The sequence below is a fragment of the Amycolatopsis albidoflavus genome, from assembly GCF_039525725.1.
Lineage (GTDB): Bacteria > Actinomycetota > Actinomycetes > Mycobacteriales > Pseudonocardiaceae > Amycolatopsis > Amycolatopsis albidoflava.
Window position 1 is genome coordinate 597112 of the sequence record NZ_BAAAHV010000003.1, and the last position, 23892, is coordinate 621003.

Genomic DNA, 23892 nt, shown 5'->3' on the forward strand with positions numbered 1-23892 from the left:
ACACCCGCGAACGGAGAGGGCTAACTTCTGCGCACTCTCAATGGTCTGTCCGCATACCTTTCAGGTGGGTGCCCGATGGATGTCTCCGACCAGCAGACCGGACAACCCGACGAAGACAGCGCTCGCCTGCACGCGCTCGGCTACGCGCAGGAACTCAAACGCACGATGTCGGCGTTCTCGAACTTCGCCGTGTCGTTCACGATCATCTCGATCCTGTCCGGCTGCCTCACGCTGTACGGCTTCGGCATGAAGACCGGCGGCCCGGCGGCGATGATCTGGGGCTGGCCGCTGGTCGGGCTGTTCGTCGTACTGGTCGGGCTGGGCATGGCGGAGGTGTGTTCGAGCTACCCGACGGCGGGCGGGCTGTACTACTGGGCGGCGAAGCTGGCGACCCGCAACGGTCCCGCGTGGTCGTGGTTCACCGGCTGGTTCAACCTGATCGGGCAGATCGCGGTCACCGCAGGCATCGACTTCGGCGCTGCGCTGTTCCTCAACGCGTTCCTCGATCTGCAGTGGGGCTTCAGCGCGACGCCCGGGCACACGATTCTGTTGCTGGCCGTCATTCTCGTGGTGCACGGAGTGCTGAACACCTTTGGCGTGCGCGTGGTGGCGGTGCTGAACAGCGTCAGCGTGTGGTGGCATCTGGTGGGCGTGCTGGTGATCGTGGGCGTGCTCGTGTTCGTGCCGGCGAAGCATCAGGAAGCGTCGTTCGTGTTCGGCAGCTTCGTGAACCAGACCGGATGGGGTTCCGCGCCGTACGTGTTCCTGCTGGGTTTGCTGCTGGCGCAGTACACCCTCACCGGCTACGACGCCTCGGCGCACATGACGGAGGAAACCAAGAACGCCGCGAAAGCGGGTCCGCGCGGAATCATCAACTCGATCCTCGTGTCGCTCGTCGCGGGCTGGATCCTGTTGATCGGCCTGACCTTCGCGATCCAGGACTACGACGGAGCGGTCAACTCGGCCACCGGTGTCCCGCCAGCGCAGATCTTCATCGACGCGACCGGTGCGGTGACCGGCAAATTCCTGCTCCTGATCTGCATCGGCGCCCAGCTGTTCTGCGGCATGGCTTCGGTGACCGCGAACTCCCGCATGATCTACGCCTTCGCCCGCGACGGCGCGATCCCGGGTTCGAAGATCTGGCACAACATCAACAAACGAACCCAAACCCCGACCAACGCGGTATGGCTGGCTGCCGGCGGCGCGCTGGTGCTCGCACTGCCGTACCTGTGGAGCGCGACGGCTTACGCAGCAGTCACTTCGATCGCGACAGTGGGCCTGTACGTCGCGTACGTGATCCCGGTCTTCCTTCGCGTCCGCCGGGGCGACAGCTTCGAGAAGGGCCCGTGGAACCTGGGCCGCTGGGGCAAACCGATCGGCATCGTCGCGACGGGGTGGGTCGTGGTGATCTTCGTGCTCTTCATGCTCCCCCAAGCAAGCCCCATCACGGTCGACACCTTCAACTACACGCCGATCGCCTTCCTGGTCGTCCTGGGCGGGGCCGCCCTGTGGTGGGTCTTGTCGGCCCGGAAGTGGTTCACCGGCCCGAAGGTGCAAGGGTCGGCGGAGGAATTGGCCGCGGTGGAGAAGGAACTCAAGGAACTCGGTTAGCCCTGCGGATTCTCGCGGCGGCTGGCCGTTCTCCACCCGGCACCGCTCCGCCCAGCATCGCCCTGCCCGGCAAAGCTCCACCCGGCGTTGCTCTGCCCAGCATCGCCCTGCCCGGCAAAGCTCCACCCGGCGTTGCCCTGCCCAGCGTTGCCTTGCCCGGCGATGCTCCACCCAGCGATGCCCTGACCGGCGATGCTCCACCGAGCATTGCTCCACCCGGCGATGCTCCACCGAGCATTGCTCCACCCGGCGATGCGCCACCCAGCATGGCTCCGGCGACGAGCATCGGACGGAGGCCTGCAAGCGGGGCCTGATCAACCCGCTCGCCGAACCGCTGTGCGCCGATCGCAGCTTCGGTTCGCGTCGTCTGCAGAGCCGTGAACCGGCTGCCATAGCCCGCCGCACATCGCCACCGCCGTCTAAGACCGCATTCGCACCGGAGCCCACCGCCATCCCCGTATCAATGCCGGGCAGGCCACCTCATCGATGCCACGCCACCCACGACCGCCACCCGCCAACGTCCCCGCGGGGTCCGCCCCTGTCGTCACCGTGCGGCGGCCGTCGAGCCTGACGCCACCGCCCCCTCCAACGTCCGTCACCAGTAGCCACCCCCATCTCCGCACCGTCCGCCGACCGCCGCCAACTCCGTCGCGTCCGCTTCGCGCTGGAGTGCGGGACCGACCAGCCCCTGCCCGCCTCGACCTCGTCCGTCCGCCTCACCCCGAAGGGAGTCCCGACACGAACCCAACCATCCGCGCCTCGCGCTACCCATGAGTCAAGATGCGAAGCATGGAGACCTTGACGCTGGTCGGCGTGCTCGCCGGGTCGCTCGGGCTGACTGCGATCGCCCGGCGGTTCAACCTGTCCGCGCCGCTGCTCATCGTGGTGGTCGCGCTGGGGATCGCGCTGATTCCCGGCGTTCCGCGGGTCGAGCTGGAGCCCGAGCTGATCTTGACCGTCGTGTTGCCGCCGCTGCTGTACTCGACGTCGCTGGAGAGTTCGATCTCCCACTTTCGTGCGAATCTGCGGCCGATCATCACGCTCGGCGTGCTGCTCGTGGTGGCCACCGCGTTCGTGATCGCCTTCGTCGTGCATTTGCTGCTGCCCGATTTGCCGTGGGCGTCGGCGCTGGTGCTCGGGGCGGTCGTGTCTCCGCCGGATGCCGTGACGGCTGTCGCGATCGGGCGGCGGCTGGGGTTGCCGCGGGGCGTGATGACGGTGCTCACCGGCGAGAGCCTGGTCAACGACGCGGCCGCGCTGACGCTGTACAAGGTCGCGCTCGCCGCGGTGGTCGGGACGGCGGGGTCGCTCGGGCACGGGTTCGCGGTCTTCGCCGTCGCGACGGTGGTCGGCATTCTGGTCGGGCTGGTCGCGGGCGGGGTCGTCGAGCTGATCCGCACGCGGCTGGACGATCCGCTGCTCGAATCGGCGTTCGGGATCGTGGTGCCGTTCGCGGCGTACGTCACCGCGGAGCATCTGCATCCGTTCGGGGCGGAGTTCAGCGGGTCCGGCGTGCTGGCGGTCGTCACGGCGGGGCTGTTCCTCGGGCACCGGTCGCTGCGGGCGTCACCGGCGACGCGGGTGCAGGACCGGTCTGTCTGGGCGTCGATCGACGTCCTGCTCGAGGCGCTGGTGTTCGCCTTGATGGCGCTGCAGCTGCCGTTCGTGCTCGACGGGGCGCAGCATGCCGCGCGGGACAACGGGACGCTCGCGTTGTCCGCGGTCGTCGTGTTGCTCGCGACGATGTTCGTGCGGATACCCGCGGTATTCCTGTCCAGCTATCTGCCTCGGTCGCTGCAACTTCTCAGACGCACCAAGCATGATCCGCCGGCGTGGCGTTCGCTGGCGGTGATCTCCTGGACCGGCATGCGCGGTGTCGTCACCATCGCCGCCGCGTCCGGTGTTCCGGCGGATACGCCTGGGCGTGCCGAGATCCAGCTGTTCGCGTTCGCCGTCGCGGTCGGGACTGTGCTGATCCAGGGACTCACGCTGCCGCCGCTGATCCGGTTGCTCAAAGTCCAGGATCCGGACGAGGACGCCCGCGATCAGGCCGAGGAGCTGGCCGCGCGCAAGGTCGCGCAGAAGGCCGCGCACGAGCGGCTGCGCGAACTCGCCCGCGACCAGCTGTCCACATTGGACATGGAGCCGGAGAAAATGAAGCGGCTCGAACAACGGCTGGAACGCGTGGTGGACACCCGCTACCGGTTCGCGCAGGCCGCGATCACCCTGTCCGGCGAGGAACGCCGCGACAGTCCGCAGGCGCAGTTCGCCAAGGCGCGGCGGGAACTCCTCATCACCCAGCGGGCGGCGATGATCGAGGAGAACCGCGCCGGCCGCCTTGACGACGACGTCCTGCAGAAGGTGCTGCGCGAACTCGATCTGGAGGAAATGTCAGTGACGACAACCCTTACGAACCGGATGAGTTGAGCTCGCCCGCCAGCCGCCAAGTACGCCGCCGGTCCTCGTCGGTGTGCAGGGCGGTCTGGGTGAGCAACACGTCGGTCGCGCCGGCGTCGAAGTAACGCCGCACGCCGGCGGCGACCGTCTCCTCGTCGCCGATCAGCACCAACTCCGCCGCGTTTTCGATGCCGCCTGCCTCCAGCACGCGCCGATACGACGGAATCGAACCGTAGAAACCGAGTTCCCGCGCCGCGATCTCGCGCACCGCGTCGACGTCGCTGGTCACCACGGCCGGAACCGCGGCGATCACTCGCTTGCCGGGACCGATCCCGGGGACGATCAGCTCCGAGAGCGCCCGCGGGCTGGCCAGGTACGGCAGCGTGCCGTCAGCCAGTTCCCCGGTGACGCGCAACGCCTGCGGACCCATCGCCGCGACGATCACCGAAATCGGCGCCGCGGGCGCGGGCTCCGACAGATGCACCTCAACCGTCGAGCCGGTGAAGTCGACCTGCTCCCCGGCGAACAACGCGCGCAGGACAGTCAGGTACTCCCGCAGGTGCCGCACCGGCGGCGGATACGGCGTGCCGTAGACGGGTTCGAGAAAGTTCTTCGCTCCCAGGCCGATTCCGAGGGTGAACCGCCCGCCGGACGCCTCGCTCGCCGTGCGCGCGGCAGAGGCCAGCACCAGCGGATGCCGCGGGTAAATCGGCACCACCGACGTCCCGATTTCGACCCGGGAGGTCACCTGCCCGGCCAGCGCGGCCGACGCCAGCGCGTCATAGCCCTCGGGCAGCTGAGCGAACCAGATCGACGCCGCACCAGCCTCCTCGGCCTCGCGTGCCTGGTTCAGCAATTCGGTCACCGTGATGTGCTCCCGCGGAAGTGCGGGCAAGGTCAGTCCGACGCTCATCTCTTCAAACTATTCGGGAAAGCCCCGGTTTCTCACCATCCGAACCACGTGCGCGGCTTTGTGCCAGCCGCCTTCCCATCCGACGAGAGCCCCTGCCCGACGACCCGGCGGACCCGCACCCTGGACGCCCGACGACCCCAGGAGGACCGATGTCACTGACCGACGTCATCGACGGCACCCGCCAAGCCGTGCGAACGGACCGGCACAACGCGGCGGTGTCGTTCAGTGTCGACCACGCACTGGCCCCGAACACGGCGACGGTGGTGGACGTCCGGGTGCGCGACCACGCCTTCACCGTCGACGAACCGCCCGCCCTCGGCGGCACCGACCAGGCGGCGAACCCGGTCGAGTACGCGCTGGCCTCGCTCGGCTCCTGCCAGGTGATCACGTACCAGTTCTGGGCGGCCCGCCTCGGCATCCCGCTGGACGCAGTGCGCGTGAAGGTGGACGGAGACCTCGACCTGCACGGCTTCTTCGGCTTCGACGAATCGACCCGCCCCGGCTTCAGCGACGTCCGGGTGTCCGTGGAACTCGACGGCCCGGCCGCGCCCGAGGTCTACGAACAACTCCGCCGCGCGGTGGACGAACACTGCCCGGTGCTCGATCTGTTCCGCAACCAAACCCCAGTCACCACAACGGTTCGCTGACAAAAACGGCCAGGCCGGTACGAAACCAGCCTGGCCGCTCAAGCGAAAAAGATCAGGCGAACTCGTGCCGCACGATCGTCTGCTCCCGTCCGGGACCGACGCCGATCGCCGAAACCCGCGCGCCCGACAGTTCCTCGATCCGCTCGACGTAAGCCCGCGCGTTGGCAGGCAGCTCGTCGTACGTGCGGCAGTTCGAGATGTCCTCGAACCAGCCCGGCAGCTCTTCGTAGATCGGCACCGCGTGGTGCACGTCGGTCTGGGTCATCGGCATGTCCGAGGTGCGGAAGCCGTCCACCTCGTAGCCGACGCACACCGGGACCTTCTCCAGGCCGGACAGCACGTCCAGCTTGGTCAGGAAGTAGTCGGTGATTCCGTTGACCCGCACCGCGTAGCGGGCGATCACCGCGTCGAACCAGCCGGTGCGCCGGGAGCGGCCGGTGGTGACGCCGAACTCGCCGCCCTGCTTGCGCAGGTACTCGCCGGACTCGTCGTCGAGCTCGGTCGGGAACGGGCCGGAGCCGACGCGGGTCGTGTACGCCTTCAGGATGCCCAGCACGGTCGTGATGCGACCGGGGCCGATGCCCGAGCCCGCGCTCGCGCCGCCGGACGTCGGGTTCGACGACGTGACGAACGGGTACGTGCCGTGGTCCACGTCGAGCAGCGTGCCCTGCGAACCCTCCAGCAGCACCGTCTCGCCGCGCTCCAGCGCCTGGTTCAGCTGCAGCCGGGTGTCGGCGATGCGGTGCGCGAACTTCTCGCCCGCCGCGAGCACCTCGTCGGCGACCTGGTCCGCGTCGAGCGCCTTGCGGTTGTAGACCTTCACCAGCACCTGGTTCTTGAACTCCAGTGCCGCCTCGACCTTCTGGCGGAAGATCTTCTCGTCGAGCAGGTCCTGCACCCGGACGCCGACGCGGGCGATCTTGTCCTGGTAGCACGGGCCGATGCCGCGGCCGGTGGTGCCGATCTTGCGGCTGCCGAGATAGCGCTCGGTGACTTTGTCGATCGCCACGTGGTACGGCATGATCAAATGCGCGTCGGCCGAGATCAGCAGCTTGCTGGTGTCGACGTCGCGCTCCTCGAGACCGGCCAGCTCGTCCAGCAGCACGCCCGGGTCGATGACCACGCCGTTGCCGATGACGTTCGTCACGCCCGGCGTCAGGATCCCCGACGGGATGAGGTGCAGCGCGAAGTTCTCGCCGTTCGGCAGCACGACCGTGTGGCCCGCGTTGTTGCCGCCCTGGTAGCGGACGACCCACTGGACGCGGTCGCCGAGCAGGTCGGTGGCCTTGCCCTTGCCCTCGTCCCCCCACTGGGCACCGATCAGCACGATGGCCGGCATGTGACACTCCAGGTGTTCGGCAATAGGAATAGTGACCCCGGACGGGGGCACGGGTGGCGCTGGTAAATGCCGGTGCATGACTTTAACGGAGGACGCCGGAGTGCGCGGAATAGTGGTGGCCTGCGGCACCGCGGCGGATCTCCCCGCACGGCTCGGCGACGTCCCGCTGGTGCATGCCGGACCCCGTCCCGGCAAGGCGGAAATCGACCCCTTGCTGGGGGAACACGACCGGCTCGTCGTGCTGGGCTCCGATGCCGACCTCGCCGCCGTGGTGGTGCGTCTCATGCGCCGCGAACTCCTCCCGGGCGTGTCAGTCGGTTTCGTGGCCACCGAGGCCGGCTCTCGCGTCGCCGCGCGCTGGCGGCTGCCTTCGGACCCGGACGAGGCGTTCGCGCTCGCCTGGAAGGGCGAGGACGCCGAGATCTCCCTCGTGCGCGACGACACCGGCGGCGTGCTCCTCGGGCACGCGACCCTGCGCGATGTCAAGGGCCAGGCGTATTGCGACGAACAGGTGGCTTTCGACGGATTCGTTTCCGGCATCGAGGTCGCACCGGACGACTCCGGCGTCACCGCCCGAATCACCCGCGGCAAGCTCCTCAAACGGTCCTCGACGTATCGCGGGCGCGCCTTCCAGCTCGGCTGCGTTCCGACGTTTTCGCTGGTCATCGACGGTGTTCCGCAGGAACGCGAGATCACCCGGCGGACCTGGTACCGGCACACCGCCGATCTCCGCGCGGTCCGCGGCTGACCCGGCGGTGCGGACGAGGTTCAAGCCGACTTGGACTCTCGGTGACTTTCCGTTTACTGAAGGTCGGTTTCCTGTCACCTGACGGTGTTGCGCACGCCACTTTCGTGGTCAAAGGTGAATCAGTCCCGCATCTGACCAGGAAGGCAGCAATATGCCGACCACACGTACAGTTCGCAACTCCTTGACCGTCCTGGCCGGCGTCGCGCTGCTCGGCTCGGTCACGGTGGGCGTCGCCGACGCCACCCCGCCCGGCATCCCGTCGGCGGACACCGCGAAGAGCCAGCTCGCCGGTCTCACGGTGAAGCCGGACGGCTCGCAAACCGGGTACAGCCGCGACAAGTTCCCGCACTGGATCGACCAGGGCAACAGCTGCAACACGCGCGAGATGGTGCTCAAGCGCGACGGCACCAACGTGAAGGTCGGCTCCGACTGCGCCCCGACCTCGGGCACCTGGACCTCGCCGTACGACGGCGCGACCTGGAGCTCTCCGTCCGATGTGGACATCGACCACGTCGTGCCGCTCGCCGACGCGTGGCGCACCGGCGCGTCGTCGTGGACCACCGCGCAGCGCCAGGCCTACGCCAACGACCTGACCGACCCGCAGCTGATCGCGGTGACCGACAACGTCAACCAGGAAAAGGGCGACAAGTCGCCGGACCAGTGGAAGCCGCCGTCCACCGGATACTGGTGCACCTACGCCAAAATGTGGGTAGCGGTCAAGGCCAAGTTCAAGCTCACCGTGAATTCGGCGGAGAAGTCTGCGCTGACGGACATGCTGGGGCGCTGCTGACCCGATCAGCCCTACCGCGGGCGCCGCCGCCGTCTTATGGTCCAAACCCATGAGGAAGATCACGGCGGCGGTGCTGGCGGTGTTCCTGGTGCTCTGCGGAGCGGTCCCGGCGACGGCGGCGACCGGGCGCAGAGTCGTTGTGTACTACCAAACTACGCACCAAAACGGGTCGTACATCTCCCCGCTGGGGCTCACCGACCACGACGCGGGCGTCACCGACGTGATCGTCGGAGCCGTGCACCTCAACGACGGCGGAACCATGACGCTCAACGACGATCCGCCCTCAGACGGCAAGTTCACGCAGATGTGGGCCGATCTCGCCACGATGCAAAGCAAAGGCGTGCACGCGCTCGCTTTCGTCGGCGGCGCGGCGAAGGGCAGCTTCCAGCGCCTGGAGCAGGACTTCGACACTTACTACCCGTTGCTGCGCAACCTGATCCGCGACCATTCGCTGTCCGGCATCGACCTCGACGTCGAGGAACAGATGTCGAACGACGCGCTGAACCGGGTGATCGACGCGCTGCGGGGCGACTTCGGCCCGGATTTCCTGATCACCCTCGCACCGGTCGCGACCGAACTCAGCGGCGGTGGCGGTCTTTCCGGCCTCGACTACGACCGGCTCTACCGCGAGCGCGGCGACCAGATCTCCTGGTTCAACACCCAGTTCTACTGCGGCTGGGGTTCGCTGGCGGACACCTCGGGTTACGACCAGATCATCAGCCACGGTGTCGTCCCGGCGAGCAAGGTCGTCGCCGGAACGGTGACGAATCCCGCTAACTGCAACGGTTACGTCGACATGCCGACGCTGAAGAACACTGTCAGCAGTCTCGTCCAGAAATACTCGGACTTCGGCGGCATCGACGGCTGGGAGTACTTCAACTCGCTTCCCGGCGACACCGCCGCACCATGGGAGTGGGCGCAGCAGATCGCGCCGACGGTCAAGGGTTAGCCAGCCGCAGGATTTCCCTTGCCAGCGCGTCGTTCTGCCGGAACGAAATCGCGTTCGTGCGCGGCCGGGTAAAAGCGCCCGCCGATCGGACGCTCGTGTGCGGGCCGACCGCGAACCGTCGCGGATGCACCCCACCGTCCACAGTGACCAGTCGAAAGTCGTTGATCGTCGTGGCAATCCGCCCGGAAGGCAACGTCGCGCCGTCGACATCCGGCACAGTCTCCTCGGCCAGCGCACCGGTGTCCCGCAGGCTGCGCAACAGCGGATCGGACACTCGCGGAACGCTGGCGTTCGGCAGTCGCGCCTCGATCAACGTGCGCGCGGCGACCGTATCCGGGTGACTGACGCTCGATGCGACGAACGACCCGGCCGTCTCATCGGCGGCGATCGAAATGTCCGCACCGAGGAACGACACGACGCCAGCGTCCTCCAGCGCGAGCAGTTCGTCGAGCCGACGCGGCGGCGGCCCGCTTGCGTAGTAAGAGAAAAACCCGTGGAACCAGCCGTCCATATCGGACACTTGGGAAGCCGCGGTCAGCCGTCCGGTCGCGAGCAGCGCGGGCAGCTGACCGATCACCGAAAGCAGCGCCATGAACGCGCCGAGGTCCGCACTGTGGTGCACATCCGCCCGTCGCGCCAGGTCGGACTCGACGTATTTCCGCACCGCTTTCCCGAATTCCTCACCGGAATCGAAGCGGCGGCCAGCGAACGGGCGGTCCAGCCGCTCCAGGTCGAGCCGATCTTCCAGGGCAGGAACGGCAGTCGCGATGAGAGCGTCCATTTCGGACGTTCCCCACGGCAGGTCGGCGAATTTGTCCGCGAAGACCGCGAAATCCGTGCGCACGCGGTCCGGATGCCCAGTGAACAGCTCGGTGTAATACGCCCAGGCGAGTTCCTTCGCGATCAGCGGCCACACATCCGTCCGGAAGTCGAGCGGGCCGGTCAAGCCGTCAATGGCGCGCTTGTCGAAGAATCTGGGCAGCTGCAACGGTTTCCCGCGCAGCCGATAACCGGTTTTCGCGTGATACGGCACCCCGCGCCGGGACCCGACGTGCAGCACCGGCTCGGCACCGCTCGGGTGATAGCGCAGACCGCCGCACGGCAGCTCCTCGAACCGGCCGCCGCGACCCTCCGTGAGCAACAGCATCAGGTCCACGAACGCCAGGCCGAAACCGCGTACTAGCACCGGTTCTCCGGCGGGCACCGCGGAGTAGTCGACGTCCGCGGTGTAGCCGGCGGGGTAGTAGGACAGCCCGTGCTGCTCGGCGAACGCCTCCAGCTCGCGTTCGCGAGAGTCGGGGACCGCGTCGAGATGGCCGACCGTCAGCACCACAGCGTCGGCAGTCACCGTCGTACCGTCGGAAAGCCGCACGGTCTCGTCGCTGTCGATGCTCTCGGCCGTGGCGAGGTGCTCGATCACCGTGATGCCGGGCGGCAATTCGGCCACCACCTTGCGGTAGAACCACTCCAGGTACCGGCTCTGCAGCCGCCGGGTCGGGAAATCCGTGGACGCGAGGGCCTCGAACTCGGCGCGGACGTCGTCCGGCACCGGATACGCGAGGGTGCCCGCGCGCACCTGCCGCACCCACTCGATCAGCGACGGACCCGGCCGCACCGGGCCGTCGATCCGGACGGTGTCGTCGGTGAACACGGTGACGTCCTCGGGCATCGAGTTCATCCGCAGCAGCGGCGACTGCTCGTACCGCCACACGCGGCCGGGACCGGGCGGGAACGGGTCGATGAGATGGACTTCGGCTTGCCGGTCGCCGAGCAGTTCGGCGGCGTTCGCGGACAGCCGTTCGAGGACGCCGACCCCGCGAGGTCCGGCGCCCACGATGGCGAGCGTGAACGTCGGGAGAGCGGTCACCCGGGCGAAGCTACGCGGCCGGGTGGCCGAGCGGCGGCCGTTCCACTCTGCGGACGTCCGCCCCGAACGGATGTGGCACAAACCACAAAGATCGAACAGCCCCCGGAGGAGAGTGCGGAGCGCTATCGTCTGGACACGTGGCGAACTGACCGTGACCTGACGGATACCGGCGAAAGAACCTAGAGAATCACCAACAGTCACGAGACACTGAGCTTGGCAACTCACTTCGTGTGACCGGCCCGTGACCAGGAGGATCTAGGGTCACCCGTTGGTCACTAGTGCGGCACAGTCCGCACACAGCAGCGGGGAGAACACGCATGACGACAGCACCACACCGGGTCACGTTCCGCGAGGTGTTCGGAGTCGCCGAGTTCCGCGCGATGTGGTTCGGCGAACTGCTGTCGATCGCCGGCGACCAGCTTGCCCGGGTCGCGTTGTCCGTCCTCGTCTACGCCAACACCGGTTCCGCGACGCTGACCGGCCTCACCTACGCGCTCACGTTCTTCCCGTCGCTGCTGGGCGGCATCTTCCTGACCGGATTCGCCGACCGCTTCCCTCGCCGGGCGGTCATGGTCACCGTCGACGCCACGCGCGCGGCACTGATTCTGTGCGTTGCGATTCCCGGACTGCCGTTCTGGGCGCTATGCGTGCTCGTCGGCTGTGTTTCACTGCTGAATCCGCCGTTCAAGGCGTCTCAGCTGGCGTTGCTGCCGCAGGTGCTCGAAGGCGACCGTTTCGTGGTCGGCATGGGCATCCGGAGCATGACGGTCCAGTCCGCGCAGCTGCTCGGTTTCGCCGGCGGCGGCGCGCTGCTGCTCGCGATGGACGCCCGCCTCGCCCTGGTGCTCGACGCGGGCACCTTCGTGCTCTCCGCGCTCTTCCTCCGCTTCGGACTGAAGTCCCGCCCCGCGGCGGCCAGCGGGGAGAAGCGCAAGCCGTTCCTCTCCTCGCTGAGCGCGGGCGGCAAGGTCGCCTTCGCGACCAGTGCGTTGCGGTCCTTGATGGTCTTCACGTGGCTCGCCGGCCTGATGCCGGTGTACGAGGGCATTGCCGCGCCGTACGTCGCGTCCTCGGGCGGCGGATCCGAAATGATCGGCTTCCTGCTCGCCGCCGACCCGGTGGGCAGCGTGATCTTCACGTTCGTCTACACGCGCTGGGTGCCCGCCGGGATCCGGCCGAAGCTGATCGGCCCGATGACCGCGCTCGCCGCGATCCCGCTGCTGCTGTGCTTCCTGCAGCCGGGTCCGGTCGTCTCGGTGATCCTGTTCGTGATCTCCGGCGGTTTCGGCACGATCGCGCTGCTGCAGGCGACGGCGTCGCTGACGGTCGCGGTCCCGGACGAGAGCCGGGCGCAGACGATGGGCCTGTCGAACACCGGATTGACCACGACGATGGGCGTGACGCCGTTGATCGGCGGGGTCATCGCGGACCACGTCAGCGCGCAGACGACGGTCGGGATCTTCGGATTGGCCGGGCTGCTCATCACGATTCCGATCGCGATCGCCTGGCAGCGGACCGTTTCCGGGCAGGCCGAAGAGGGGTCTGCGAAGGAAGCCACACGCGCCGAACATGCCTGATTACCCCGACATGCCCCGCGCGTGAGGCTCTGACCTGCGCGACCTTGCGGTGCTGCTACGCGGTCACTGTTCCTTGCTGCGCATCGCTGGTCACCCTTCATCCGGCGTGTTCGGGAAAAATGTACACACCTAAGGCCCTTGTGGACAGGCGGCAAACGGTCTGAAACTGTGAGTAAGGCGAGTGTCACTGGAGATCCGCGCAAGACCCGGGGGGAAGAATGGTCACATTGGGGGAATTTTCTGGTCTGGGGCTGCGCGATGCGGTTTCCCGGTGGTCGCTCTGGACTCGGCCGCGGCAATGGGTCGCGGTCACGCTGACGAGCATGGCCGTCACGGTGGTGCTCACCGTGGTGAGCACGCTGGTGTTCCCGGTCAGCCTCGGCCAGCTCGGGATCCTCGGCATGCTCGCCGGACTGGCGATCGCGCAGACCGAGGTCACGCGGCAGATCGAGCGGCAGCGCCGGATGTTGAGCCAGGGCCCGCACATCACCGTCACCTCGGTGTGGCTGCTTCCGGCGGCGCTGCTGGTGCCGCCGCAGCTGGTAGCCGCGCTGGGCGTGATCATTTACGTCTACCTGGCGTTCCGCAGCTGGAACGGCACGCGCCCCGGTGAGGCGCACCGCGTCGCGGCCAACGCGACCACGATGATCCTGTCCGGCTTCGGCGCGGCGCTGGCCGGACATCTCGCGAACGGCCACAGCGTCACCACCGTGGTGGCGGGCGCGCTCGGGTATTTCCTGGTCAACACCGCCCTGACCGGCCTTGGCCTGTACCTGACCGACCCGGCGAAGGCGACCGCCGAGTCCTGCCTCGGCACGATGGACGACAACCTGATCGAGCTGGCGACCCTGTGCGTCGGCGGGCTGCTGGTGATGGTGCTGAGCCAGGAACCGCTGCTGTCGGTGCTGGTGATCCTGCCGCTGTACGTGCTGCAGCGGTCGATGCTGATCAAGCGGCTCGAGGAACTCGCGACCACGGACCAGAAGACGCAGCTGCTCAACGCCACCACCTGGCAGGACGGCGCGCAGCGCGAGATTTCCCGTGCCGAGCGCGAGAACGGCAGCTTCGGCGCGCTGATGATCGACCTCGACCACTTCAAACGGATCAACGACACTTACGGGCACCTGGCGGGCGATGACGTACTCAAAACCGTTGCCGCCGTGGTGAAACAGGAGACCCGGGCGCACGACCTCGTCGGCCGGTTCGGTGGCGAGGAGTTCGTCGCGCTGCTGCCGTCGACGTCGAAAGAGGACGCGATTGTCACGGCGGAGCGGATTCGGCAGCGCATCAGCGAGCTGGTGATTCCCACGCAGACGAACGAAGGCGTGGCAGTCGCGATCGAAAACCGGACCGCGTCGATCGGGGTGGCGGCGTTCCCGATGGACGGGACAAGCATCGAGGAAGTGATGGCCGCGGCCGACGCCGCGGTGTATGCGGCGAAGAACAGCGGCCGAAACAAGGTAGTCGGCTCGGTGACTCCGACCCGGGAACTCGCTGCAGTCGCCTGACGACCTCGGACCCGGCCGGCACCCTCCCCCGGCCGGCCGGGTCCATCCTTCGTCAGGTTCACAACCGCGATGCCCAGCGAGCCGCCCACGACGTCCGGAAATTCGGAAGTGACACCTGTGCCGCTCACCGGGATCCGCCCAGCCCGCGCCGACGAACTCCCCGTCGTCGCCGCGCTGCGCTGGCGGTGGGTCGCGGACCAAGACGGCCTGCCGCACCAAGATCGAGCCGAATTCATCCGCGAGTTCTCCGCCTGGGCCCAAGCGCACGCCGACACCCATCGCTGTCTGGTGGCGGTGCGGGACGAGCACGTGCTCGGGATGGCGTTCCTCGCCCTCACCCCCAGAGTGCCGACGCCGCATGACTTTTCGCGGATCTGCGGCGACGTGCAATGCGTGTACGTCGTGCCGGAAGCACGCGACAGCGGCGTCGGCGGGCTCCTGATCGAGGCGATTCTGCGGCTGGCCGCGGAACTCGGGCTGGAGCGGGTGACCGTGCACTCCTCGGAACGCGCGATACCGGCCTATGTGCGGCACGGCTTCTCCGCGGCGAAGAACCTGCTCCAGAGCGAACTGCGGATCGCGACCGACGTCCCGGCTAACCGAACGTATTCCTAGGCCCCTCCGCGGTTTTCCCCTGCGCGAGCTCCCGGAACTGCTGTGCGGTGCGCTGCACGAACGCCGCCGACTGGCGGGAGTCCAGGGAAAAATCGCGGATCCGGTCCGCGACCTCGCAGTAGGTGTCGTTCCCCTCGTCGAGGAGGAAGGCCCCCGAGTGCTGGTGCTCGAAGTAGACGATCGGATCGCCGACCTCCACGTAGTACACGCAAAACCGACCGGCCAGTCCCGAATGCCCGCCGGAGCCGGCGGGCACGACGCGGACCGACAGCTTCGCCGACGTCGCCATCAGGTCGGCGAGAAACCGCAGCTGCCGGGCCATCGTCGCGGGCCCGCCGATCGGATTGCGCAATGCCGCCTCGCCCAGCAACACCTCGCACGGGATCGCGCCGGGGCCGACCACCAGCGGCCGGCGCATCATCCGCAGCTCCGCCTGGCGTTCCGCGTCCTTCAGCGGCAATCCGTCGGCGAGGAACAGCGCCCGCGCGTAGTCCGGGATCTGCAGCAGCCCCGGAATCAGCAGCGGCTGCCATTCGACGACCGACGTCGCGGCGCGTTCGCAGGCGAGCAGCCCGCCGAGGTGGTCCGGGTCGGACTGTTTGCCGCGGGCGACCCAGCCCGGTTCGGCGGTGCCGCGCGCCAGTTGCAGGATCCGCTGTTTCTCCGCGCCGACGACGCCGAGCGCGCCGAGGATGCCCGCGACGTCCTCCAGCGCGGGAACCCGTTGTCCCAGCTCCCAGTTCGACACCAGCGCGGGGTTGGTGCCGACTCGCCGGGCGAGTTCGCGCAGTCCGAAACGGGCGTCGACCCTGGCCTCGCGCAGTGCGGTGCCGAGGGTGCGGATCCTGGGGGTGAGCATGGCCGTGCCTCGCATGGCCGTCTTTGTAGGTGTCACCAAATGCGAACACCTCTAGCTGTCACCCGAAGGTGGGCAACGGGCCGGTCGCGCCCGGGTTTTCCGGGACGCGACCGGCGGCCCGCGTCACTTCAGACCGGTCGCCTCGGCCGCGGCCGGGTCGGAGTCGGCGAGGAACGTCTTGCAGCGCTCGTGCTCCTCGGACTCGTCGATGCGCTCAGCGGCCAGGCCGAGCGCGGCGAGCGCGCGCAGGAAACCCTGGTTCGGCCGGTGCGCCCACGGCACCGGGCCGAAGCCCTTCCAGCCGGCGCGGCGCAGCTGGTCGAGGCCGCGGTGGTAGCCGGTGCGGGCGTAGGCGTACGCGGCGACGGTCTCGCCGTCGGCGAGCGAGCGCTCGGCGAGCGTGGCCCAGGCCTCGCTGTAGTCGGGGTGTTCGGCGGCCACGGCGGACGGATCCGTCCCGGAGTCGAGCGCGGCCTGCGCGTCGGTGTGCTCGGGCAGCAGCGTGGGCTCGGGGCCCAGCAGGTTGTGCGTCATGCCGCCATTGTGCCCACGCTGCTCTCGGCCTAGAGGAACAGGCTGGTCAGCACGCCTCCGCCGGCCAGCACGAGAGCTGCGATCAGCACGGCGGCGACGGCTCGTTTCGGCATCATGGGCCGACACCCTGCCGTGCCGGGCCGGGCGGGGGCAAATCCGCCACCCGTAGGGGTGAACCCCGGTTTTTGCCCCTTCTCCCGCCGCGTCCTCTTGCGGCAGGGAATGATGGCGCCTATGACGAAGGCGGTTGAAGACGTCGCCGGCCCCGCGGTCCCGCGCGGACCAGTGGGCAAGACCAGGCTTTTCTTCGCGACGCACTGGCACCGCGGCGCGCCGGGACAGCCGACTCCGGCGTGGGTGCTGCGGTTCTGTTACGGCATGTGGCTGACCGCGTTCGCGTTCAAGCTCGTCGGGTCGTCGTGGGACATGTCGTGGCACTTCAAGTGGCTGCGCGACGACCTCGCCCCGCCGCACCTGATCAACACCGTCGGCACGGTGATCATCATCGTGCTGGTGGCGATCCACAGCTACACCGGCCTCGGCTGCGACCGGCGCTCGCTGCGGCTCATGCAGGCCGGGCTGATCGTGTTCCTGGTCGCCGCGCCGCTCGACGTGATCAACCACCGCGTGAACGGCCTCGACCTGACCGCGTGGAGCCCGTCGCACATGATGCTGTACCTCGGCACCGGCATCATGCAGGCGGGCGTGCTGCTCGGCTGGCTGCGGCTGGCCCCGCCGGGCCGCTTCCGCACCGGGGTGCTGCTCGCGCTGTGGGCGTTCTTCCTGGAGAACACCTTCTTCCCGAACGGACAGCAGGAGTACGGCATCCTCGGCCTGCGAGCCTGGGAACGCGGCACGCCGGAGGCGGAGCCGACGCTGCTCTCCTTCGCCGCCAACCAGATCGGCCACCCGGTCGACCGGGCCGCGGTGCTGCACTTCACGATGCCGATCCCGGAGTGGGTCTATCCGCTGTGGGGGATCGGGGTTTCGGCGCTGATCCTGGTGCTGGCGCGCAAAACCGTCGGACGGCGCTGGGCCGCGCTGACCGTGGCCGGCGCGTATGTCGCGTACCGATGCGTGATGTGGCCGCTGCTGCTGGCGCTGGGCTTCCCGGTGTCGACGGTGCCGTTCTATCTGCTGGCTGTCGGGGTCGCGGTGGATCTGGCCTTCCTGCTGCCGCGACCCGCGCTGTCGGGGGCGGTTCTGGTGACCGTGCTCGGGTACGGCGCGTTCTGGGTGCAGTCGCAGTTGCGGCCTTGGCTGCTCGGGGACTCGCGGACGGAGTCGGCACCGCCGGTCGCGTATTGGACGGCTTTGGTCGCTGCGGTCGCGATGTTCGCGTTGTGGGCTGGGGCCGGTCCGGCGAAGGAATGGTGGGCTTCGCGACGCTCGGTCGCGGCGTAGCGCGGAGGTGGGACTCAGCGCGCACGCCCGGCGTCACGTCCAGCGGCAGGCCACGAAGCTGATCGCGGAGCGGTTCCGGGATCCGTTGCGACGCAACGCGTTGGCCGGGTTGCTGGAGCGAACCGCCGAAGGCTGGCACCTGGCGGTGCGCACCGGGGACCCGGGAACCGCCGATGCCTTCCTGATCGGGCGCGCCGGGGTGTTCGCAGTTGTTGTCACCGATCCGCCGCCGGACGAAGCGGCGATGCGCGAGGTGGCCCGGGACGCCGAAGAACGGTTCGCCGGGCTGCCCGGCCCGGACGGGCAGCGCATCGCCCGGAGCGCGGTGACCCTGGTCGCGATCGGCGGCGCGGGCTCCGCCGGGCCGTTCTGGTCGTTGCCCGCGGGCAAACTGGACCAGCTTTTCCGGCGCGACACGGTGCATCTGACCGCGCGGCAAGCCGCCAGGATCGCTTCGGGGCTCGCTGCGCGGTTGCGTGGCTACGAGTGGCTGACGGTCACGGCTCCGGAGAAGGAGGCCGGGTCGCTCGAGCTGCTCTCGGCGGAGAGTGTCGCGGACGACCAGCTGCTCGCGGCAGTGGAGCGGCCGTTCGAGACCTGGATGACGTTCCTGCATCCCAATCAGGCCGCGCTGGCGTCGCGCAATTATTCCGGCCCGGCGCGGATCAGCGGTCCGGCCGGGACCGGGAAGACGGTGGTCGCGCTGCACCGGATGCGGCACGTCGGCCGCCGGAGCACCGGCCCACTGCTGTTCACGACGTTCGTACGCACTCTTCCGCCGGTCAATGAGACCACGTTCCGGCGACTGGCCCCGGAGCTCGCGAGCCGGGCCGAGTTCCTCAGCCTGCACGCGTGGGCCCGGGCGTTCCTCAAGCGGCGCGGCATCGAGCTGAACACCAATCCGCGGCTCACCAAGGACGCGTTCGCGCGCGCTTGGCGGGAGCATCGCGAGCCCCTTGAGCGGCTGGGGCCGAACTACGACTATTGGGAAACCGAGGTCCAGCGCATCATCAAGGGCCAGGGCATCGCGACGCTGGAGAAGTACCAGTCCATCCACCGTGCTCGACGAGGGCTTCGGCTGGACCGGGGCCAGCGCGCGAAGGTCTGGCAGCTGTACGAGACCTACTCGGAAAATCTGGCCGCGAACGGGTTGTCCGACTTTCACGACCTGTTGGCTCGGGCCGGCGCTGAACTCGAACGGCAGCCTCTCGAAGAGCCGTACGCGGCTGTCGTGGTTGACGAAGCGCAGGACATGACGTTGACCGGCCTGCGGCTGCTGCGCACGATCGCTGGTGACGGGCCGAATCAGCTGCTGCTCGTCGGCGACGGACAGCAGCAGGTCTATCCCGGCGGCTGGCGGCTGTCCGACGCGGGGATTCCGATTCAGGGCCGGGGCGAGGTGCTCAGGGTCAACTATCGCAACCGTGCGGGCATTCTCGACTTCGCCCGGCGGATCAACGCGGTGGATGATCTGGACGGTGCGGCCGGGGTCGCGCTGCGCGACGCGGATTCGGTCAACGCGGGCGGCGTTGTGCGGTCGTGGACCGGTACGCAGGCCGAGCTTCCAGGTGCGCTGACTGACGCCGTCCGCGACTTGACCATTCCGCGCGGCGAGACGGCGCTGATTACCTTCAGCAATGCGGATGCCGAGCAGTGTCGGCGTTTTCTCGAAGCTGCGGGGATTCCTACGCGTGCGCTCGAACGTTACGTCGGGGAGGCCGAGGATCGGCTGCATGTCGGGACCGTGCACCGGGCGAAGGGGCTCGACTTTCGCGCGGTGCTGGTTGTCCAGTTGCCGCGTCCTTCGCCGGAAGACCCTGCGGAGCAAGAGGAACAGCGTGAGTTGCTCAGCCGGCAACGGCTGGTGGCCGCGACCCGGGCGCGGGATTTTCTGTGGTGGGGCGTCGTACCGTCCTAACTGGACAGCAGGCGGCGGTAGTAGTCGGTGGCCGGTTTGATGCCGTGGTCCGGGTCGGCGTTGTACAAGCCGTCCGGGCCTTTCGGGCCGAAGCTGTACGGTTGATACAGCGTCGCGCAGGACGATTCAGTCTCGGCAAGTCGTTGCCAGCGCTGCCATTCCGCGTCGTAGCGGGCCAGGTGGTAGCGCATGACCGCTTTGTCGTGCCCGCCGGCGTAACCGCGCAGCATCACTTCCCAGCCGTGGTGCACGACGCGGTGCCAGGATTGGCCGTAGCGCGCGGATACTCGCAGATACGTCCGGTCGGAATGATCGCGCAACGGGAGCGTGGCGGACAACGCGACGATTTCGTCCCACATCCGAGCGGCGCTTGCTTTCTCGGCGAGCACCGGCTCGACCCGGCCCGCTGCGATGATTGCGTCGTAATCGCTGGTCAGGTCCTTGTCCGAGCCGCCGAGGAACTGGTCGCGGGTCCACATCAGCCTGCCCATCGGGTGCACCACGCTGTAATGCCCGCGCAGCACGGCCGCCGCCGACAGCAGTGCCAAGCGGCGGAAGCGGCGGACTTGATCGCCGTGCAAGCCGAGCCGCGTTGTCGCGTATTCGGTGAACGCGCCTTCCTCGCCGAGGCCGGTGTCGCGGGCCCAGCGGGCGATCACCCAGGTGTTGAGGTCGCACCACAATTCGTTGTGGAGATACGGTCCGCGCCAACCGCCGCCGCGGGACCAGGTCCAGATTCCGGCGATGATCGGGTTGTCCACCACCTCGGCGAGCCCGATCGGGCCGGTCCGCGGCTGGGTGCGGAATTCTTCGAACCCGTTGACCACGCCGTCGATCACGTAATTCGGGAACGCGCCCTTGCCCTCGTATTCGCGCTGGCATTCCACTTCGATGATCTGCCGGTGCTTGCCGACGCCGATGGTGCGGTTGAACGGGATAGTCCGCCAGAAGTCTTTAGCGGTGTGCTTGATCGAGAAGACCAGGTTTTCGTGCGTTTCGACCTGATCGGTCACCTGCCGGTAGAAGTCCGGGTCGCTGGTCAGTTTGTCGCTGCCGGTGGACCAGGTGCGGTAGAAGACTCGCTTGCCGCGCAAGCACATCTCGTCGCTCAGGATGCCGAGCAGCGTCAGATGGCTTGTGGCGCCGTTGGTGATCGGGTTGTTTCCGGTGTGGAATGGCACGTTCTGCACGTACGTCTCGCCGGTTCTTACGACAATTCCGTCCAGACCGGGAAAGCGGGCGCAGATCTCGCGCAGCATGAGGCGGTGGATTTGCTGAGTGAGCGGACGGTCGAAGCTGATGCGGCCTTGGCTGTCGAGAATTTGGTCGCCGTACAGCTCGACCAGGCATTTCGGCAGTACGATGATGTCGGTGAAGAAATACGCCGCGATGCCCGCCGCGTGCGCTCGCACGATGTGTGCGTCGATCTTCTTCGCCGCCGCTTCGACCCAAGCGCGACCCGGTGAATCCGCGGGGAAAATGCGCTCGTCGAACGTTTCGAAGGTGATCGCGGTTTGCGGCGGGGTGAACTCGTTGATCACCTGACCGTCGTAGCCGTAGCTCTTCAACGTCGCGGGATCGTTGAAGCGACTGGAAAACAGCGGTTCGCCGGGGTTGTTCTGAACCATGTCGAGCAGAAACGGCAATCGCCGGCCGGCGGGTTTCGCGAAAGCTGTCCCGGTGGTAGCCGCGAGAGCCGCGAGGGCGATCCCGCCGCGCAACGCCGTCCGCCGACTGGTTTCTCCCATTACGGCCACCCTTGATAGATCTGATGAATTCCCTCGACCATAAGAATGGTGCCCAGTCGAGTCAATCGGCCAACCGTCGCGTTCATGCTTGTGAACAACTGTCTTGACCAGACAGGATGCTTGCCGGTCGCCCGGCGAGCTGGTACCCCTGGTAGACCGATACATCCGATGACCGCCGCCGCAACCGGGAGTGGATGCGTCATGGACCAGGCAGGACTCAGCCGCCGCAGCGTGCTCGCCGCGGCCGGCGCCGCCGGACTGCTCGGACTCACCGCGCCATCAGCACAGGCCGCCCCCGCCGCCACCCCGTGGTACCCCTCCGCCAAATTCGGCATCTTCATCCATTGGGGCGCTTACTCAGCCGCGGCTTGGGGCGACGCGAAACACGCCGCGGAATGGTATCTGTACGCCATGAACGTCACGGATCCAGCGCGCGGCACCGGAACCCGTGACCACCACCTGCAAACCTACGGCGCGGACTTCGCGTACGACCAGTTCATCCCGCGCTTCACCGCCCGCCGCTACAACCCGCACTCCTGGGTACGCCTGTTCGAAGAGGCCGGAGCCCGGTATTTCGTCCTCACTTCCAAGCACCACGACGGCTTTCAATTGTTCCGCAATGACGTTTCCGACCGCAATTCCGTCCGCCTAGGCCCACGCCGCGACCTGGTCGGCGAACTCTTCTCCGCGGCCGCACACTCCCCACTCAAGCGCGGCCTCTACTACTCACTGGGCGAGTTCTACAACCCCGCACTAGGCACCGCTCCCCGAAACCCTTACACCGGAACGGAAATCCCTTACACCGGCTACCGCCCAGTCGCCGACTACGTGACACAATACGAACACGCACACCTGAAAACCCTGATAGACCACTACGATCCGGACCTCCTGTGGGCAGACGGCCAGGGCTACCACGAATTCGGCGGCGGCCCGATCTTCCGGCCGAAGACGTGGGACTGGCGCAGCGACGAGATCCTGTCCTACTACTACCGACACGCTGCTGACCGTCCGCACCCGAAGAGTGTCCTGGCAAACGACCGCTTCGAGGCTTCACGCGCAGATTTCGCTACCGTGGAAGGGGATAATAAGAAGTACGTCCTGCGCCCGGATCCATGGGAAGCCTGCCTGAATATCGGAAAGTCCTGGGGTTACAACGAAAACGAGGACCCGGCGAAGATCAAATCTTCCGTTCAGTTGATCCGCTTGCTCGCCGAGGTGGTGAGCAAGAACGGAAACCTGCTGCTCAACATCGGCCCCCGCGAGGACGGCACGATCGCGGACTGGATGAGTTCGCGGCTGCTGGACATGGGCCGCTGGCTCCGCCTGAACGGCCGCGCGATCTATGGTTCGACACCGTGGATCAGAGCAATGGACGGCGACCTGTGCTACACCCGCACACGCGGCGCGTTCCACCTGATCCCACTGCATTGGCCCGGCGCGCGGCTTCTTGTGCCGGGAGATGTGCCGATCACGAGCCGTTCGCGAATCCGGCTTCTGGGCGGGCACTCGCGGCCCCTGTCGTGGACGCGTACTTCGGAGGGGATCGTGATCGACCTGCCTCGGCGTCGGACGGACGACTTCGAGGAGGAGTTCCCGGCGGTGCTCTCGGTGACTGGTTGGTAGGCGGCCGAATCGCGAAGGAGTCGCTTCCGCCAGCCTTCGACTGTACCCAACCTGGCATTGTTCAAGAGGTGGACGGCCAGAACGACTTCGGCGAGGACCAGCTCGTCACGTTTACCGAGAACGGTGAGGTCACCGGCGGCCTGGTCGAGATCCAGGTCGTGTCCTTGACGTGGCCGGGGGAGGCCCGCCCGAAGCCGTCTCCCCGGGCAAACAGGAACCGTTGAGCAGGAGGCTCAGTACGCGCTGTCGTCAGTCCAGTCAGTCTGCGAGAAATCCTCTTCATCGTCGGCTGCTGGCCGCGGCCGTTGGCGAGCCTTGCGTGGTTGCCCGGGCCCCGCTTCAGCAGCGGGCTCCGACGTCCGCGGATCGCCCTGAGCAACGCCGGGTTCGGTCGTTGGTTCGGCAGCGCCCTGCGCTTCGGGGACCGGCGTTCCGTTCGGCCATACGCAGGGCGAAGTGCTGGTGAGGAACAAGCCACCTTGCGGATTCGCTTCAAGCGCCATCCGAAAACTGTCCGTGTTGTTCTCGACCCAGAGGTACTCGTTAGGCGGATTGTTGTCGAGCACCCGGAAGTTGTGGTTCTGCCACCAAGTGCGAAGCGCATCGAAGTACGTGGGGATCTTGTCCTTTGCCAGCCCCTCGACCCGGTAGGTGCGGCTGGCCAGAACCCTGTTCTTGGGACCGTTGTCGCTAGGGTCGTTGCAATCGCCCCGCTGTTCCGATGCGAACAACGAGTAGCGAGCCTCCGCGGGCAGTGCCTCGCGTGCCTTCTTCGAGTACTCCTCAACCTGCTGGTTGGCCTGTTCGATGGTGATCGTTGGCTGCATTCCGTCTCCTCCCGTATC

20 protein-coding genes are annotated in these 23892 nt (G+C 67.6%); 13 read left to right on the forward strand and 7 right to left on the reverse strand.

Annotated features, from left to right (window positions below; genetic code table 11):
- Positions 1 to 75 precede the first annotated feature (75 nt).
- A complete protein-coding gene (locus ABD156_RS03900) occupies positions 76 to 1611 on the forward strand; it encodes an amino acid permease (protein WP_344266439.1) in 1536 nt (511 codons plus the stop codon).
- 789 nt (positions 1612 to 2400) lie between these two features.
- The gene (locus tag ABD156_RS03905; RefSeq protein WP_344266442.1) at positions 2401 to 4038 is read left to right on the forward strand and encodes a Na+/H+ antiporter; all 1638 of its coding nucleotides are present in this window, start codon (positions 2401 to 2403) and stop codon (positions 4036 to 4038) included.
- Here ABD156_RS03905 and ABD156_RS03910 read toward each other — a convergent pair.
- Complete coding sequence (locus ABD156_RS03910; protein ID WP_344266445.1) at positions 4019 to 4921, reverse strand: TIGR03564 family F420-dependent LLM class oxidoreductase; 903 nt, start codon at positions 4919 to 4921, stop codon at positions 4019 to 4021. The two genes, ABD156_RS03905 and ABD156_RS03910, sit on opposite strands and share 20 nt — an antisense overlap.
- Positions 4922 to 5070: 149 nt before the next feature.
- Between ABD156_RS03910 and ABD156_RS03915 the strand changes: the two genes are divergently transcribed.
- A complete protein-coding gene (locus tag ABD156_RS03915) occupies positions 5071 to 5568 on the forward strand; it encodes an OsmC family protein (RefSeq protein ID WP_344266448.1) in 498 nt (165 codons plus the stop codon).
- Positions 5569 to 5620: 52 nt separating this feature from the next.
- Here ABD156_RS03915 and ABD156_RS03920 read toward each other — a convergent pair whose 3' ends face one another.
- Positions 5621 to 6907, reverse strand: a complete 1287-nt coding sequence (locus ABD156_RS03920) for an adenylosuccinate synthase (protein ID WP_037808782.1) — start codon at positions 6905 to 6907, stop codon at positions 5621 to 5623.
- Between the two features lie 76 nt (positions 6908 to 6983).
- Between ABD156_RS03920 and ABD156_RS03925 the strand changes: the two genes are divergently transcribed.
- The 3 genes from ABD156_RS03925 (at position 6984) to ABD156_RS03935 (ending at position 9394) form a co-directional block, all read left to right on the forward strand.
- Complete coding sequence (locus ABD156_RS03925; RefSeq protein WP_344266452.1) at positions 6984 to 7655, forward strand: hypothetical protein; 672 nt, start codon at positions 6984 to 6986, stop codon at positions 7653 to 7655.
- A 151-nt stretch (positions 7656 to 7806) separates the two neighbouring features.
- Positions 7807 to 8445 (forward strand): HNH endonuclease family protein, encoded by a 639-nt coding sequence (locus ABD156_RS03930; protein WP_344266455.1) that lies wholly within the window; start codon positions 7807 to 7809, stop codon positions 8443 to 8445.
- A 49-nt stretch (positions 8446 to 8494) separates the two neighbouring features.
- On the forward strand, positions 8495 to 9394 hold the full coding sequence (locus tag ABD156_RS03935; protein ID WP_344266458.1) for a glycosyl hydrolase family 18 protein: 900 nt from the start codon (positions 8495 to 8497) through the stop codon (positions 9392 to 9394).
- On the opposite strand, the gene ABD156_RS03940 is transcribed toward ABD156_RS03935, so the two are convergent.
- Entirely contained in the window at positions 9384 to 11261 is a 1878-nt protein-coding gene (locus ABD156_RS03940; RefSeq protein ID WP_344266461.1) for an FAD/NAD(P)-binding protein, read from the reverse strand. The two genes, ABD156_RS03935 and ABD156_RS03940, sit on opposite strands and share 11 nt — an antisense overlap.
- A gap of 317 nt (positions 11262 to 11578) precedes the next feature.
- Between ABD156_RS03940 and ABD156_RS03945 the strand changes: the two genes are divergently transcribed.
- The 3 genes from ABD156_RS03945 (at position 11579) to ABD156_RS03955 (ending at position 14961) form a co-directional block, all read left to right on the forward strand.
- A complete protein-coding gene (locus ABD156_RS03945; protein ID WP_344266464.1) occupies positions 11579 to 12838 on the forward strand; it encodes an MFS transporter in 1260 nt (419 codons plus the stop codon).
- 323 nt (positions 12839 to 13161) lie between these two features.
- Complete coding sequence (locus tag ABD156_RS03950; RefSeq protein ID WP_377926848.1) at positions 13162 to 14346, forward strand: GGDEF domain-containing protein; 1185 nt, start codon at positions 13162 to 13164, stop codon at positions 14344 to 14346.
- Between the two features lie 108 nt (positions 14347 to 14454).
- Positions 14455 to 14961 (forward strand): GNAT family N-acetyltransferase, encoded by a 507-nt coding sequence (locus tag ABD156_RS03955; protein WP_344266466.1) that lies wholly within the window; start codon positions 14455 to 14457, stop codon positions 14959 to 14961.
- On the opposite strand, the gene ABD156_RS03960 is transcribed toward ABD156_RS03955, so the two are convergent.
- Both ABD156_RS03960 and ABD156_RS03965 read right to left on the reverse strand, forming a co-directional pair.
- Positions 14942 to 15835, reverse strand: coding sequence for a helix-turn-helix domain-containing protein (locus tag ABD156_RS03960; RefSeq protein ID WP_344266468.1), 894 nt, complete (start codon positions 15833 to 15835; stop codon positions 14942 to 14944). The genes ABD156_RS03955 and ABD156_RS03960 overlap by 20 nt on opposite strands.
- A 108-nt stretch (positions 15836 to 15943) precedes the next feature.
- Entirely contained in the window at positions 15944 to 16354 is a 411-nt protein-coding gene (locus tag ABD156_RS03965) for a DUF3151 domain-containing protein (RefSeq protein ID WP_344266471.1), read from the reverse strand.
- A 234-nt stretch (positions 16355 to 16588) separates the two neighbouring features.
- Between ABD156_RS03965 and ABD156_RS03970 the strand changes: the two genes are divergently transcribed.
- On the forward strand, positions 16589 to 17758 hold the full coding sequence (locus ABD156_RS03970) for a hypothetical protein (protein ID WP_344266474.1): 1170 nt from the start codon (positions 16589 to 16591) through the stop codon (positions 17756 to 17758).
- Between the two features lie 7 nt (positions 17759 to 17765).
- On the forward strand, positions 17766 to 19676 hold the full coding sequence (locus tag ABD156_RS03975; protein WP_344266477.1) for a UvrD-helicase domain-containing protein: 1911 nt from the start codon (positions 17766 to 17768) through the stop codon (positions 19674 to 19676).
- On the opposite strand, the gene ABD156_RS03980 is transcribed toward ABD156_RS03975, so the two are convergent.
- Positions 19673 to 21424 (reverse strand): hypothetical protein, encoded by a 1752-nt coding sequence (locus ABD156_RS03980; RefSeq protein WP_344266481.1) that lies wholly within the window; start codon positions 21422 to 21424, stop codon positions 19673 to 19675. The genes ABD156_RS03975 and ABD156_RS03980 overlap by 4 nt on opposite strands.
- A gap of 231 nt (positions 21425 to 21655) precedes the next feature.
- Here ABD156_RS03980 and ABD156_RS03985 point away from each other — a divergent pair, with 231 nt between their 5' ends.
- Complete coding sequence (locus tag ABD156_RS03985) at positions 21656 to 23047, forward strand: alpha-L-fucosidase (protein ID WP_344266484.1); 1392 nt, start codon at positions 21656 to 21658, stop codon at positions 23045 to 23047.
- Positions 23048 to 23115: 68 nt separating this feature from the next.
- Positions 23116 to 23271, forward strand: a complete 156-nt coding sequence (locus ABD156_RS03990) for a hypothetical protein (protein ID WP_344266487.1) — start codon at positions 23116 to 23118, stop codon at positions 23269 to 23271.
- 9 nt (positions 23272 to 23280) lie between these two features.
- Here the strand turns inward: ABD156_RS03990 and ABD156_RS03995 are convergent, their stop codons facing one another.
- Positions 23281 to 23874: a hypothetical protein gene (locus tag ABD156_RS03995; RefSeq protein ID WP_344266490.1), complete on the reverse strand. Its 594-nt coding sequence runs from the start codon at positions 23872 to 23874 to the stop codon at positions 23281 to 23283.
- Positions 23875 to 23892: the final 18 nt, after the last annotated feature.

Coding starts and splice junctions, on each gene's coding strand:
- ABD156_RS03915 (WP_344266448.1), top strand. CDS start 5,071: ATGTCACTGACCGACGTCATCGACGGCACCCGCCAAGCCGTGCGAACG.
- ABD156_RS03935 (WP_344266458.1), top strand. CDS start 8,495: ATGAGGAAGATCACGGCGGCGGTGCTGGCGGTGTTCCTGGTGCTCTGC.
- ABD156_RS03980 (WP_344266481.1), bottom strand. CDS start 21,424: ATGGGAGAAACCAGTCGGCGGACGGCGTTGCGCGGCGGGATCGCCCTC.
- ABD156_RS03970 (WP_344266474.1), top strand. CDS start 16,589: ATGACGAAGGCGGTTGAAGACGTCGCCGGCCCCGCGGTCCCGCGCGGA.
- ABD156_RS03995 (WP_344266490.1), bottom strand. CDS start 23,874: ATGCAGCCAACGATCACCATCGAACAGGCCAACCAGCAGGTTGAGGAG.
- ABD156_RS03920 (WP_037808782.1), bottom strand. CDS start 6,907: ATGCCGGCCATCGTGCTGATCGGTGCCCAGTGGGGGGACGAGGGCAAG.
- ABD156_RS03925 (WP_344266452.1), top strand. CDS start 6,984: ATGACTTTAACGGAGGACGCCGGAGTGCGCGGAATAGTGGTGGCCTGC.
- ABD156_RS03960 (WP_344266468.1), bottom strand. CDS start 15,835: ATGCGAGGCACGGCCATGCTCACCCCCAGGATCCGCACCCTCGGCACC.
- ABD156_RS03965 (WP_344266471.1), bottom strand. CDS start 16,354: ATGACGCACAACCTGCTGGGCCCCGAGCCCACGCTGCTGCCCGAGCAC.
- ABD156_RS03900 (WP_344266439.1), top strand. CDS start 76: ATGGATGTCTCCGACCAGCAGACCGGACAACCCGACGAAGACAGCGCT.
- ABD156_RS03905 (WP_344266442.1), top strand. CDS start 2,401: ATGGAGACCTTGACGCTGGTCGGCGTGCTCGCCGGGTCGCTCGGGCTG.
- ABD156_RS03930 (WP_344266455.1), top strand. CDS start 7,807: ATGCCGACCACACGTACAGTTCGCAACTCCTTGACCGTCCTGGCCGGC.
- ABD156_RS03950 (WP_377926848.1), top strand. CDS start 13,162: ATGGCCGTCACGGTGGTGCTCACCGTGGTGAGCACGCTGGTGTTCCCG.
- ABD156_RS03910 (WP_344266445.1), bottom strand. CDS start 4,921: ATGAGCGTCGGACTGACCTTGCCCGCACTTCCGCGGGAGCACATCACG.
- ABD156_RS03945 (WP_344266464.1), top strand. CDS start 11,579: ATGACGACAGCACCACACCGGGTCACGTTCCGCGAGGTGTTCGGAGTC.